The 13432-nt window shown below is 66.6% G+C and carries 11 protein-coding genes and 1 tRNA gene; 8 read left to right on the forward strand and 4 right to left on the reverse strand.

Features of this window, described 5'->3' with window-relative positions:
• The first annotated feature begins 22 nt into the window (after nt 1–22).
• Together B7R24_RS01130 and B7R24_RS01135 are read left to right on the forward strand one after the other, a co-directional pair.
• Nucleotides 23–763: an amidase domain-containing protein gene (locus B7R24_RS01130; RefSeq protein ID WP_172582652.1), complete on the forward strand. Its 741-nt coding sequence runs from the start codon at nt 23–25 to the stop codon at nt 761–763.
• 61 nt (nt 764–824) lie between these two features.
• A complete protein-coding gene (locus tag B7R24_RS01135) occupies nt 825–1793 on the forward strand; it encodes a M15 family metallopeptidase (RefSeq protein ID WP_253259195.1) in 969 nt (322 codons plus the stop codon).
• Nucleotides 1794–1826: 33 nt separating this feature from the next.
• Here the strand turns inward: B7R24_RS01135 and pgm are convergent, their stop codons facing one another.
• Entirely contained in the window at nt 1827–3452 is a 1626-nt protein-coding gene (pgm, locus tag B7R24_RS01140) for a phosphoglucomutase (alpha-D-glucose-1,6-bisphosphate-dependent) (protein WP_116417129.1), read from the reverse strand.
• 119 nt (nt 3453–3571) lie between these two features.
• Entirely contained in the window at nt 3572–5455 is a 1884-nt protein-coding gene (locus B7R24_RS01145; RefSeq protein ID WP_116417130.1) for a putative Ig domain-containing protein, read from the reverse strand.
• Between the two features lie 208 nt (nt 5456–5663).
• Between B7R24_RS01145 and pheA the strand changes: the two genes are divergently transcribed.
• The gene (gene pheA, locus B7R24_RS01150; RefSeq protein WP_116417131.1) at nt 5664–6620 is read left to right on the forward strand and encodes a prephenate dehydratase; all 957 of its coding nucleotides are present in this window, start codon (nt 5664–5666) and stop codon (nt 6618–6620) included.
• Here pheA and B7R24_RS01155 read toward each other — a convergent pair.
• Nucleotides 6617–7552, reverse strand: coding sequence for a diacylglycerol/lipid kinase family protein (locus tag B7R24_RS01155; RefSeq protein WP_253259196.1), 936 nt, complete (start codon nt 7550–7552; stop codon nt 6617–6619). The two genes, pheA and B7R24_RS01155, sit on opposite strands and share 4 nt — an antisense overlap.
• A gap of 89 nt (nt 7553–7641) precedes the next feature.
• On the opposite strand from B7R24_RS01155, the gene serS reads away from it, so the two are divergent.
• From serS to B7R24_RS01175, 4 genes are all read left to right on the forward strand, one after another.
• Nucleotides 7642–8919 (forward strand): serine--tRNA ligase, encoded by a 1278-nt coding sequence (gene serS / locus B7R24_RS01160; protein ID WP_116417132.1) that lies wholly within the window; start codon nt 7642–7644, stop codon nt 8917–8919.
• Nucleotides 8916–9941, forward strand: coding sequence for an HAD family hydrolase (locus B7R24_RS01165; protein ID WP_367302597.1), 1026 nt, complete (start codon nt 8916–8918; stop codon nt 9939–9941). Before serS ends, B7R24_RS01165 begins: the two co-directional genes overlap by 4 nt.
• 58 nt (nt 9942–9999) lie before the next feature.
• On the forward strand, nt 10000–11478 hold the full coding sequence (locus B7R24_RS01170; protein WP_116417133.1) for a virginiamycin B lyase family protein: 1479 nt from the start codon (nt 10000–10002) through the stop codon (nt 11476–11478).
• A gap of 60 nt (nt 11479–11538) precedes the next feature.
• Nucleotides 11539–11623: transfer RNA gene (locus B7R24_RS01175), tRNA-Ser, on the forward strand.
• 16 nt (nt 11624–11639) lie between these two features.
• Here the strand turns inward: B7R24_RS01175 and B7R24_RS01180 are convergent.
• Entirely contained in the window at nt 11640–12344 is a 705-nt protein-coding gene (locus tag B7R24_RS01180; RefSeq protein ID WP_116417134.1) for a FadR/GntR family transcriptional regulator, read from the reverse strand.
• Nucleotides 12345–12433: 89 nt separating this feature from the next.
• Here B7R24_RS01180 and B7R24_RS01185 point away from each other — a divergent pair, with 89 nt between their 5' ends.
• Entirely contained in the window at nt 12434–13357 is a 924-nt protein-coding gene (locus B7R24_RS01185) for an NAD(P)-dependent oxidoreductase (protein ID WP_116417135.1), read from the forward strand.
• The last annotated feature ends 75 nt before the right edge of the window (nt 13358–13432 follow it).

Genomic DNA, 13432 nt, shown 5'->3' on the forward strand with positions numbered 1-13432 from the left:
AGCTACGAATGAGGCACCGGTCGTGGCCTCGCTGGATGTCGCATCCGGCGCCCTGACCGGCGGAACGGTCGTCACCCTCGCGGGTACCGGGCTCGCCACCGTCGTCGGCGTCACCGTCGGAGGTGCCCCCGCGTCATCCGTCGCCGTCGATGCGAACGGGAACGTCTCCTTCGTCACCCCGGCCGCGGTCGACTACCAGCCGGCCGACGCTGCCGTCGCGCTGTCGACCGCTGAAGGAACGGTGCTCGATGCGGGCAAGATGTTCTCGTACCAGGTCATTACGCCAGTCGATCGCCAGCTCCAGTACGCGTTCACCTACTGGAAGGATTACAACCTCGACGAGTGGAGTGTCTTCAGCGACAACGACTGCGGCAACTTCGTGAACCAGACCCTGGTCGCCCGGGGCTGGGAGCAGAACGACGACTGGTACAGCGACTACGGCTCGGGTGGCGGATACAGTCTCAGCTGGATCCGCGGCAACGAGATGGACGACTACCTGAACTCACGCTCCGACACGACCCGACTCGAACTGGCCGACCGTGCCTCCGTCAAGGTCGGCGACGTCGTGATGTTCGACTGGGACCCCCAGAACGACAACGGCGTCGACCACACGATGCTCGTCTCGCGGGTGGACACGAACCCCGACGGAACGACGTCGGTCAAGTTCGCCGGGCACACGGTCGATGCGCAGTACCGCGACCTCGACACGGCCATCACCGTCGAGAATCCGGGTGGCACGGCGCACTTCTACAGCATCGCCTGACCCACCCTCCGTCAGGGCCGATCCGCCCTGCTTCTGAGCATGATGCCTCTACACTGGGCGGGTGTCACAAGCCCCTCCGCCCAGTGGTTCATCGTCGGATCCTGCCGCGCGGTCGGCCAGTCGCGAGACTCCGAACCCGACTCCGGATGATCGGCGTCGACGGTTTCGTCGGCGGCGGTTGGTTGCCGCGGCGCTCATCGTCGTCGTGGTCGCGGTATTCGTCGGAGGAACGGTGGTCGCGTTGAACGTGGTGGCGCAGCAGTTCCAGTCGGGGGCCGCGGCCGCCGCTGGGGCGACGCCCTCCGCGGGGGCCACTCCTGCATCCGCATCCGCATCCGCATCTGCCTCGGCGCCTGCCTCGCCGCCGCCCGCGGCCGTGGCTCCAGCGCCTCCGGCCCCTCCCGCCTTCAACAGGGGGGCTTTCTCGGTCGACGATCCGAACAGTATCTGGGTGGTCGTCGACAAGCTGCGCCCGATCACCGACGGTGCCACGTTCGTGCCACCGGATCTCGTCGATCTGCCGAGTGACATGCCCGACCCGCTCGGATACATGCTGCGGGCGGATGCCGCTGACGCCCTGCATGCGATGTTCGCTGCGGACAAAGCCGAGATCGGTACCCAGTTGGTCGCCCAGAGCGGCTACCGGGATTACGAGGTGCAGGTCAGGGCCTACCAGCATTACAAAGACGCGCTCGGTGTGGCGGGCGCCGACCAGACCAGCGCCCGGCCCGGTTTCAGCGAACACCAGACGGGGCTCGCCATGGACATAATGGACACCTCCAGTGGCTGTGACCTCGAGACTCCCTGCTTCGGCTCGTCGCCCTCAGGCATCTGGCTCGCCGCGAACGCCTACCGGTTCGGCTACATTCTGCGGTACCCGGCCGACAGGGTGGCGGTGACGGGTTACGAGTCCGAGCCCTGGCACTTCCGTTTCGTCGGGGTCGACCTCGCCACCGAGATGCACACGACCGGCGTGAGCACCCTGGAGGAGTTCTTCGGCCTCCCCGCAGCGCCCGGCTACGCGGGCTGACGCCTGCCGAGCGCGCCGACTCGAGGCCCGGCCTCAGGCGCCGAGCGCGCCGTCGACGATGACTTTCGCCTCGGCCTGAACCTCCTTCAGGTGCTCGGCGCCGAGGAACGACTCGGCGTAGATCTTGTAGACGTCTTCGGTACCGGAGGGGCGCGCCGCGAACCAGGCGTTCTTCGTGACGACCTTGAGCCCGCCCACGGCGGCGTCGTTGCCGGGCGCCCTGCTCAGCTTCGCCGTGATCTGCTCGCCCGCCAGCGTCGACGCCTGGATGTCGTCGCCGTCGAGCTTGGCGAGCTGGGCCTTCTGCGCCTTGGAGGCCGCGGCGTCGATGCGCTCGTACACCGGGTCGCCGAACTCGGCGACGAGGTCGGCGTAGTGCTGCGACGGCGTCTTGCCGGTCACCGCGAGAATCTCCGAGGCGAGCAACGCCAGGATGATGCCGTCTTTGTCGGTGGTCCAGACGGTGCCGTCGAAGCGCAGGAACGACGCTCCCGCCGACTCCTCGCCGCCGAAGGCGACGCTTCCGTCGATGAGCCCGGGAACGAACCACTTGAAGCCGACCGGCACCTCCCAGAGCCGACGGCCCAGCGAGGTTGCGACCCGGTCGATCATGGTCGACGACACGAGCGTCTTGCCGATCGCGGCATCCGGTCGCCAGCTCGTGCGATTGCCGTAGAGGTACTGGATTGCGACGGCGAGGTAGTGGTTCGGGTTCATGATGCCGGCGTCGGGGGTGACGACTCCGTGCCGGTCGGCATCTGCGTCGTTGCCCGTCGAGATGTCGTAGTCGTGGCGGCGGGCCACCAGCGATGCCATGGCGTACGGCGAGGAGCAGTCCATGCGGATCTTGCCGTCCCAGTCGAGCGTCATGAACGCCCACTGCGGGTCGACCTCGGTGTTGACGACTTCGAGGTTCAGCCCGAAGCGCTCGCCGATCAGCTCCCAGTACTCGACGCTCGCGCCGCCCAGCGGGTCTGCACCGATGCGGATCTTCGACTTCGCGATCTTGTCGAGATCGATGACGCTCGGCAGGTCGGCCACGTAGTGCTCGCGGAAGTCGTAGGTGTCGCTCGGGGTCGCCTCCCCGCGCAGCACATCGACGAGCCCACCCTCGACCAGCTCGTTCGCCCGGGCCGCGATCCATCCCGTGGCGTCGGAGTCGGCCGGACCGCCGTGCGGGGGGTTGTACTTGAAGCCGCCGTCGCGCGGAGGATTGTGGCTCGGCGTGATGACGATGCCGTCGGCCTGGTCGGAGTGGCCCGAGGCCGGGTTGTTGTAGCGGAGGATCGCGTGTGAGACGGCCGGCGTCGGTGTGTAGCTGTTTCGCGAGTCTGTCCAGACGGTGACCCGGTTCGCGTTCAGCACCTCGAGTGCCGTGTCTTCGGCCGGCTTGGAGAGGCCGTGCGTGTCGCGCCCGATGAAGAGCGGCCCCGTGATGCCCTGCAACGCCCGGTATTCCACGATCGCCTGCGTGATCGCGAGGATGTGGTTCTCGTTGAAGGCCGTGTCGAGGGACGACCCCCGGTGCCCGCTCGTGCCGAACACGACCTTCTGCTCGGGGTTCGACACATCAGGCTTCAGGTCGTAGTAGGCCGCCACCAGGGCATCGACATCCACCAGGTCTTCGGGAAGGGCCTGCAGCCCGGCGCGCTCGTTCATGCCTTCATCTTGGCACCCGTCGCCAGCGGGATGCGAGCACTTGCGCCATCTGTGGACAAATGGTCTTCTCCCCCGCCTGTGAGGGAGAAGACCACCGCCCCGCGTTTCACAGCGGGAACTTACTCATCGTCGGAGACGCTCGGGTCGACCACGGCCATGTCGATGGTTCGGACGGCCGAGCCGCCCTGCCCGGTGATCTTCACCGTGAAGTGGAACGTACCCGGCTTCGTCGGCGTCCCCGAGATCGCACCGGTTCTCCTGTCGATCTTGAGGCCGTCAGGAAGGCTGCCCGAGGTCACCTGGAACTGCGACGAGGAGCCCAGCGAGGTATGCCCTGAGTAACTGTACGACTGACCGAGCACGGCGGTCGGCGGTTGGTCGCTCACGACGTGAATGGTGACGGTGGAGGTTTCGCTGCGCGCTCCGAGCGGGCCGTTCAGGTGGTAGGTGAACGAGACATCGCCGGTGAAGGACTGTGCTGGGTCGAAGCGCAGAGATCCGTCAGCTGCCACATTCACCTTCCCCGTGGCGGGGTTGGCGTCCACCGCAGCGCTCCAGCCATCCCGACCACTCGGAAAGATGTCGTTTGCCGTCAGGCCGTTTGCAGCATCGAGCACGAGGGGTGTGTCTGCGTCGACTGTCTGGTCATCGTCGGCTGAGACCGCTGACCCGCCAACACGCACGTGGATGGCTGTCGGCAGACTCGCAACCCCAGCGGCATTCTCGGTGTAGACGAAGATCGTGTCGTCACCGGTGTAGGTGGCGGAAGCCGGTGTGTAACTGATCTCGTCGCTGACGACTCGGAACGCACCGGCCCCCCGGCTGTCTCCGGTCCACGCTTTCAGGGTCGTCGACACCGGGGTGGTGCAGTGGATGCCACGGAGAAGAGTGGCTTGGGTTCCGACAGCCGCGACCCCTTTTCCTTCCTTCGTTCCCGGTGTCGTGCAGACGGGCGAGTCGGGGCGCACCTGGACGACCGAACTCGCTGTTGTTCCATTGCCATCCGCAACCACATACGCCTCAGCCAATCCCGTCACCGTCAGGTGCAGCCGTGCTGTCGAAATGTCTCCCGGGTTGAGCGACGGAATGAGATAGACGACGTACTCGCTGGAAAGGTCGCTGAGGCGCACCCAGTCGCTGGGAATGGAATCCTCGGTGGTGTCTCGGAAACCGACGACGTGTAGGCGTACAAGCGTCGATCCGCCCGTGGCAGCCCGCACGCTCACCGAATAGTCCGCGCGTTTGTCGCTCCCGCTCACCGAGGTAGGGCTGATAGTCGAGCTGACGGAGACGGAGTTAGCGTTCTCGATGTCTGCGTCTGCGGACGAGTCGACCGAGAGGAAGCCCTTGGAGGTACCGATGTAGGTACCAGTACCACCGGTGCCCTTTCCGTCATTCCTGTACCAGGAGACCTGGGGGGTATTGAGCTCGCCCGAGGACGAGTAGGTATACATGGCATCCGCCGTGTACTTCGGGAAGACGACTGTCGTCTTGAAACATTGGAGAGTCGACGTGCAGTGGATGGAGTCGTCCTCGACCCAGCTGAGAACGCTGCCGCGATTGGCCTGCGCCTTGAGCTGTGAGAGCGATGCGTTGTCGATACCCGGAAGAGGGCTCTGCGCGGTGGAACGCTCGCAGAGGTTGGAACCGTTTGAGGCGGGGGTGCATTCGTACCCCGAGTCCGATGAGGGAAAGAGCTTCGTGTTGTTCAGCACCTCCCACGGGCTGAAATCCTTCGTGTCCGTGTAGATCGAACGGTCGTAGCCCCAGGTCGGCCCGCCGGTCGGGTCGCCCGATGCGCCACCTCCGGAGGAACCCCTGTACCCGCACCCCATGTCGGGCTGCAGGCCCCCGATCACGTCTGATCCCCTCTTGCAGGCGAGAGGCCGGTGATTCAGCGCCTGCGAATTGGCCGAGGCCAGCCCCGCACTCCCGCCCGTCACCAAACCGGCCCCCAGGAGTACCGCTACGGCGGCACCCGCCACCATCTTCGACAGCTTCATCAACTTTTTCCTTCTCGTTTGCGGCTCGTGGTGAGTCGGGGACTACCGGACGGATTCCGGATTCCGGGTTCCTAGGTGGAGAGAGTTGACTGTCAGCGATTTCTTACAGCAAATGATGAAAATTCAGCAAAAGGTAAGGTTGGGTGAAGGAATTCCGCGCGAATCACTCCTGAATGGGGGTCAAAGTGCGGCGCGCTAGGCTCGCACCATGCCCGACAGCACACCCGCAGCGTCTAAGACCTACAGCTACCTCGGCCCGAGCGGAACCTTCACCGAGGCGGCACTCGCACAGGTGCCGGAGGCCGCAGGGCAGACCTGGCGGAGCGTCAACAACGTCGGCGAGGCGCTCGACGATGTGACGAGTGGCCGCAGCGTCGCCGCCATGATCGCGATCGAGAACTCGGTCGAGGGTGGCGTGAGCGCCACCCAGGATGCGCTGGCGAGCATCCCGAACCTGCGCATCGTGGGGGAGTACCTGGTCAGGGTGCAGTTCGCGCTCGTCGCGCGGCCCGGCATCGAGCTGAAAGACGTGCACGTCGTGAACGCCCACCCGGTCGCCTACGCGCAGTGCCGCGGCTGGCTCGAGGCGAACCTGCCCACGCACGGGCACATCCCGTCGACCTCGAACGTGGCGAGTGCGCTCAGCCTGTTCGACAGCGATCTGGCGGATGCCGCGATCGCCCCGCCCCGCATCGTCGAGCACCACGAGCTGAACGTGCTGGCCGAGAATATCGGTGACAACCAGAACGCGGTCACACGGTTCGTTCTGGTGAGCCGCACGGATTCGTTGCCGACGCCGACGGGTGCCGACAAGACGAGCATCATCGCCGAGCTGCCCGCGGACCGTTCGGGTGCCCTGCTCGAGCTGCTCGAACAGTTCTCGACGCGGGGGGTGAACCTGAGTCTGCTGCAGTCGCGTCCGATCGGGGATGCGCTCGGACGGTACCGGTTCATCATCGATGCCGATGGCCACATCCTCGACGAACGGGTCGCGGATGCGATGCTCGGCGTGCGGCGTTTCAGTCCGCGCGTGATCTTTCTCGGTTCGTATCCGCGGGCCGACCGGGCGCCGGTCGAGTACGTCGAACGCTACGACGACGGTGTCTTCATCGAAGCGCGCGACTGGCTGCGTTCCCTGCTCAGCGAAGAGCCTGGTACCCGCTAGACCCGCACGCGCAGCGCGCCCGGGTCGACCCGGATGTGCAGCGACGTCGCCGCACCGAACTCGTCGCCGTCGAGCTGAATCTCCTGCGGTTCCTCGAGCAGCAGCCGCAGGTCGGTGCCCTGCGCGTAGATGACGTCTTTCACCTCGGGCGAGATGTCGATCAACCTGCGACCCGCGGCCGACTTCGCCAGCACGCCGTTCTCGATCGTCACCTTGTTCCACGCGCGGATCCAGCCGAACGGCCCCTGCGGCCGCAGCGCCATGAAGTCGAGCACCCCGTCGTCGGGTTTCGCTTCGGGAATGAGCAGGATGCCGCCGGGCAGCAGTCCGCAATTGCCCGCCATCACGGAGTGGGACGACACGGAGCGCCACGGCTCCTCGCCATCGATCGAGACCTGCATTCTGATGGAGCGCAGTTCGGGGAGCGCCCGAATACCGCCGTCGACGTAGGCCAGCCAGCCGACGGCCTTTTTGAGCTTCGAGTTGGTGTTCGCGATCATCTTCGCGTCGATGCCGAGCCCCGCGATCACGAGGAAGACGTGGGTGGAGGCGGCTCCGCCGTCTGGACGCAGGATGTCGATCAGGCCGAGGTCGATGCTGCGGTCGTACCCGGTGAACATGAGCGTGATGGCCTCGTCGAAGTCCATCGTGAGGTCGAGGTTCCGGGCGAGGAGGTTGCCCGTTCCCGACGGAAGCAGGGCGAGCGGTACTCCGGTTCCGCGCAGCGCTTCGGCCACCGCTCGCACGGTTCCGTCGCCGCCCGCAGCCATGACGACGGCCGCCCCGGCCCGTACCGCTTCGGAGGTGACGAGTTGCCCCGCATCCGTCGTCGTGGTCTCGTACCAGAGCGTTTCGCCCCAGCCGGCCTCTGACGTTCTGCGTTCGACTGCCGCGCGGAGTTTCACGGCATCCACCTTGATCGGATTCAGCACGACCGCCGCTCGTTCAATGCCCGGAAGAGGTGTCGGTTGCTCTGCTTCAGCCACAAGTCACAGGGTAGGGCATCGCTAAGATTGTGCAGGTGATCGATCCAGTACTCCTGCGCGAAGACCCTGACCTCGTTCGACGATCCCAGGCGGCGCGGGGCGACTCGGTCGAGCTGGTCGAGCGGGCTCTGGCGGCAGATGCCGAGCGTCGCGCCGCGATCGGCGAGTACGACACCCTGCGCGCTTCGCAGAACGCTTTCGGCAAGCAGGTCGCGGCGGCCGCAAAAGACGAGAAGAAGGCGCTGGTCGCCGAGGCCCAGTCCCTCGCCGCATCGGTGAAGCAGGCCAACCAGCGGGTACAGGATGCCGAACGGCAGTTCAGCGAACTGGTCGGTGCGATCGCCAACCCCATCCTCGCGGGCGTTCCCTCGGGCGGCGAGGAGAACTTCATCACCCTGCGCGAGGTCGGAACCCGCCCGGCCTTCGACTTCGAGCCGCGCGACCACGTCGAGATCGCGGAGCTGGTCGGTGCATTCGACCTGCAGCGCGGCGCCAAGGTGAGCGGGGCGCGCTTCTACTTCCTCACCGGAATCGGCGCCCGGCTCGAACTCGCCCTGATGAACCTCGCTCTGCAGAAGGCGCTCGACGCGGGGTTCACGCCGATGATCACGCCGACGCTGGTGCGCCCCGAGATCATGCGCGGCACCGGTTTTCTCGGGGAGCACGCCGACGAGATCTACTACCTGCCGGCCGACGACCTCTACCTCACGGGTACGAGTGAGGTGGCGCTCGCCGGGTACCACTCCGATGAGATCCTCGATCTGACCGAGGGGCCCTACCGCTACGCCGGATGGTCCACCTGCTATCGCAGGGAGGCCGGCTCGGGCGGAAAGGACACCCGCGGCATCCTGCGCGTTCACCAGTTCAACAAGCTCGAGATGTTCTCATATGTGCTGCCCGAAGACGCCGAAGCCGAACACCTGCGCCTTCTGGGCTACCAGGAGGAGCTGCTGGCCTCCCTCGGCCTCAACTACCGCGTGATCGACGTCGCGGCGGGCGACCTCGGTTCGTCGGCCGCCCGCAAGTACGACATCGAGGCGTGGGTGCCGACGCAGGGCACGTTCCGGGAGCTCACGTCGACCTCGAACTGCACGACGTACCAGGCGAGACGGCTGGATACCCGGTACCGCACCGAATCGGGCAAGACCGCACCCGTGGCGACGCTCAACGGCACGCTCGCGACGACGCGGTGGATCGTGGCCATCCTCGAGACGCACCAGCAGTCCGACGGTTCGGTGCGCGTGCCCGAGGTGTTGCGCCCCTACCTCGGCGGCCTCGAGGTCATCGAGCCGCTGAACGGGCGGCGCCCGTGAGCGCGGGCGACATGCCGGCCGGTGACGTTCCGTTCGGGGATGCGGAGGAGGCGGCTCGCGAGGCGGAGGAGGGCGAGACTCCGATGGTGGATGAGCCTGCCGCCGTTTCGAGCACCGAGAAGCCCGACTCCGCGGCGCGACCGGGGCAGGTCGATCTGCCGCGAGGCGCCGTCGCGGACGCTCCGGGCTCTGCCGATCATCCGGAGACCAACCCCACCAACCCCGAACGCTGGCTCATCGCGCTCGACATCGACGGAACCGTGCTCACCGAAGACGGAACGATCGGCGCCGCCCTCACCGACCAGGTCGCCCGCCTCACCGGCCTCGGCCACGAGGTCATGCTCGCGACCGGGCGCTCCGTGGCATCGACACTGCCCGTGCTCGACCTGCTCGGCATCACGCCCGAGTACGTCGTGTGCTCGAACGGTGCGATCACCATGCAACGGGATGCGGATGCTCCCCTCGGCTATCGGCGGGAGATCGTCGAGACCTTCAACCCTGGCGCCGTGCTGAACCAGATCCGCGCGCATCTGGCGAATGCCCACTACGCGGTCGAGGATGCCGACGGATACTTCCGTTACACCGGTGACTTTCCGAACGGGGCGACGGATGTCGGGGGTGAAGCCGTTACGTTCGACGAGCTGCTCGACGTGGAGGCGACACGCGTCGTCGTCATCTCACCCGGACACGACATGGAGGACTTCCTCGCCATCGTCGAGACCATGGGCCTGCACCGCGTCTCGTACTCGGTCGGCTGGACGGCCTGGCTCGACATCGCACCCGACGGCGTGAACAAGTCGACCTCGCTCGAGCGGGTGCGGCAGCTGCTCGGTATCCCCGGGGCGCGCGTGCTGGCGGCCGGCGACGGGCGGAACGACATCGAAATGCTCACGTGGGCTTCGGTCGAGGGTCGCGCAGTGGCGATGGGCCAGGCGCCCGATGACGTGAAGGCGGTCGCGACGGAGGTGACCGCCTCGATCTACGACGACGGCCTCGCTCACGCGCTCGCGCAGCTGCGCTGACGCGTCCGATCTTGGGGTGACATTGGCACGATGGTATTAATGAGCTATTGTCACCTGCGTGAACCTCTCTCGCCGTGTTCTTGCTCCGGTCTTCTGCATAGCCCTCGTTGCGATCGGGGGCGCCGCGTCCGCGACGCCGGTGACCGCTGACCCGTTCGTCACGATCGGAGCGGGGTCGAGCCCACAGGCGGTGGCCGTCGCATTCAGCGGCGAATTCTTCGTCGCCAATCTCGGGTCGGACTCCATCACGGCCTACACCGCGGGCGGCGTGCTCGAAACCGGTCGGTCGATGTCGATGCCGGCTGGCTCGAATCCCATCGACGTGAAGGTGGAGCACGGCACCACCGCGGTGTGGAGCGCCAACGTCGACACGCACTCCATCGCGCGCTTCGTTCCGGGGGCGACAGTGCCCACGATCTTCGACCTCGGAGCAGCGATCAAGCCGGACGCGCTCGCCATCACACCGACCGACGTCGTCTACAGCGCGAATTCTTCGTCAGATACGGTCTCTCAGGTCAAGCTGGTCGGCGCCACCTACCAATCGACAGCGGTCTACGCGCGGCTTCCTGCAGGGTCTGCGCCGGTGGGGATCGTGTCCGACCCGGACGGTGTCATCTACACGGCAAATTCGGGTAACGGCACGGTCTCCCGCATCACCCCGGCCAAGACCGAGCAGGTGGCTCAGCTTCCGACGGGTGCGCCTTTTGCGATCGCCATCGACCACAGGGGAAAGCTGTGGGTCGCCAACTCGGCCGCCGACACCGTCGTTCAGATCGACCCCGCCAAGGCGTCCGGCTCCAATATCGTGTCGAGCGTTCGACTGCTGCCCGGCTCGGTACCCTCCAGATTGACTGTGGACGGAGCCGACAACGTCTATGTGACCAGCCGAGGCGCGAACAGTGTCAGCGTGATTCCTGCCGGAGCCTCCACGGCGGTCACGATCCAGACCATGCCCGCCGGCTCGGGGGTCTTCGGGATCGCTGTCTCGCCACAGAACGTACTCCTCACGACGAGCTTCGCCCGGGGTGTCGTCTCGTCGATCGATCTCGCGACGGCTGTCACGCTGCAGGCACCCGTGACGGGCGCGCAGGTCGGCTCTCGGGTGACGGGAACGGTGACGGCGACGGGTATCGACCCCATCACCTTCTCCTCGACGACTCTTCCGGCGTGGCTGACGCTCGATCCCAAGACCGGTGTCTTCACGGGCATGCCGCCCACGCCTGGCTCCGTCAGCTTCACCGTCGTCGCGACCAGTCTGGTGTCAAAGAGCGAGCCGTTCACCGTCAGCTTTGCTGTAGGTGGGGTTGCGCCGACGGCGTCCCCGACGCCCCCTTCGACGGTAACCGCGATTCCGACGGCGACGGCCACGGCGGGGGCTGGAGGCCAGTCGGCAGGCACCGGAGCGCACTCGACCGGGGTTCTCGCAAGCACGGGCGCTTCCGACGGTAGTCGGTGGGGTATCGCGGGTGCGATCGCCTTCATCCTCGGGGTCGTGGGCGCCTGCGCGGCAAGAGTGCATCGGCGCCAACACGCCTGACGAAGGTGGAGGCTTCCGTTACACTGAGGCGAGCTGTCGGCGACTTTCGCCTATGGCCAGGGAGGGCTGTCCGAGCGGCCGATGGAGCCAGTCTTGAAAACTGGTGGGCAGAAATGTCTCGCGAGTTCGAATCTCGCGCCCTCCGCACGGCCCCCCGCGCGCTACGCGATGTGCAGCACGTGCGTCTTCAGGTCGCGCAGGGTCTGCGCCATGTGGGCGTCCATCGCCTGGCGGGACCGTTCGGGGTCGCCCGAGCGCAGGGCCTCGACGATCAGGCCGTGGACCGCGATGGCGTGGGCCTGGATCTCGGGCACCCGAGACGTCTGGGTGCGGCGCACCGCGAGAACGCGGGCGAGGGGTTCAAAGAGAACGGCGAGGAAGACGTTGCCGGATGCCCTCAGGATGATGTCGTGGAAGGCGAGGTCTGCCTCGACGAACTTCGCGACATCGTTGACGTGGTGGGCGGCGATCATGGTTGCGAGGCGCCGGTCGAGGCGCTCGATCTCCTCGCCGGTGATGCGGGTCGCGGCGAGTTCTGCTGCGCCGGTCTCGAGCATGCGGCGCAGTTCGATGAGCTGGATGGCAGCGGTCGCGTCGTTCTTACCGTTGGAGGCTGCCCGCAGAACCGCCTCCAACGAGGTCCACTCGCTCAGCGGGTTGACGAAGGTGCCCCTGCCCCGCTCGATGCGGGCGACCCCCATCGCTTCGAGGGTCTTGACCGCCTCGCGCACGGTCACGCGGCTGACATCGTGTCGTGCCACGAGATCCTGTTCGCCGGGCAGCGTGGAACCGGGGGCGAACTCGCCCGAGACGATGCGCGTCAGAAGCTCGTCGGAGATCATGGCGACGAGAGACTGACGAGCCACGGTGACCTCCGGTTCATGCGCGCTGTTCGCGTGAGTGAAGCCTATTCCGTCTGCCGCCGCCTCTGACCGGTGAAGGTAGGATGACTGACATGTCTGACTCGAACCTCGAAACCGAAAATGTGGCGGATGCTGCCTCAACCGTTGCTGTGTTGGGTCTCGGTGCCATGGGGCTGCCGATGGCGACCAGACTGGCCGGCGCCTTCACCGTCAGAGGTTTCGACATCAACGAAGACCGCCGCCAGGAGGCGGAGGGTCACGGCGTCTCCACGTTCGGCAGCGCGCGTGAGGCGGCGACCGGAGCAGATGCCGTGCTCCTCGCCGTTCGGAACGAAGAGCAACTCCTGGAATCGCTGTTCGGTGAGACCGGCGTCGCCGGGGTGCTCCCCGAGGGCTGCGTCATCATTCTCACGAGCACTGTCGGGGGCAGCGCCATCCCCGCGGTCGCAGAGCGCCTCGCGGGCTCGGGTGTCGGGCTGGTGGATGCGCCGCTCTCGGGCGGTCCCATCCGGGCGGGCGAGGGTGACCTCCTCATCGTGGTCGGCGCAGACCCGGAGGTTCTCGCCCGCGCCCGGCCGGTTCTCGACAGGCTCTCCTCGACCCTCATCATTGTCGGCGACACCCCCGGCGACGGCCAGGCGCTCAAGACGGTGAACCAGTTGCTCTGCGGCATCCACATCGCCGCAGCCGCGGAGGCCCTTGCTCTTGCGGCCGCCCTCGGACTCGACCAGGCGAAAGCGCTCGAGGCGCTCGGAGCCGGGGCCGCCGCATCCTTCATGCTCGCCAACCGCGGCCCGCGGATGATCGAGGAGCACGAAGGAGATGAAGCAGCCGTGCTGAGCCGTCTCGACATCTTCGTCAAAGACATGGGAATCGTCGGCCGAGCCGCGCGCACGGCAGGCTTGCCGGCTCCGCTCGCAGCCTCCGCGGAGCAGGTCTACCTCCTGGCGCAGGCGCAGGGCCTGGGTATGAAGGACGATTCTGCCGTGATCAGGATGCTGACCCCGCGTCCGTAACCGGATCGAGACATCCGGCGGCCCCGTCGGGTTGACTTCTCGATCGCTGTGGCTAAAGATAAGACAACTGACGTC

Source organism: Subtercola boreus, from assembly GCF_003399645.1.
Taxonomy (GTDB): Bacteria; Actinomycetota; Actinomycetes; order Actinomycetales; family Microbacteriaceae; genus Subtercola; species Subtercola boreus_A.

What these genes read in the sequence shown, in the direction of transcription:
- B7R24_RS01185 (WP_116417135.1), top strand. Translation starts at nt 12,434, where the DNA reads ATGTCTGACTCGAACCTCGAAACCGAAAATGTGGCGGATGCTGCCTCA.
- pheA (WP_116417131.1), top strand. Translation starts at nt 5,664, where the DNA reads ATGCCCGACAGCACACCCGCAGCGTCTAAGACCTACAGCTACCTCGGC.
- B7R24_RS01145 (WP_116417130.1), bottom strand. Translation starts at nt 5,455, where the DNA reads ATGAAGCTGTCGAAGATGGTGGCGGGTGCCGCCGTAGCGGTACTCCTG.
- pgm (WP_116417129.1), bottom strand. Translation starts at nt 3,452, where the DNA reads ATGAACGAGCGCGCCGGGCTGCAGGCCCTTCCCGAAGACCTGGTGGAT.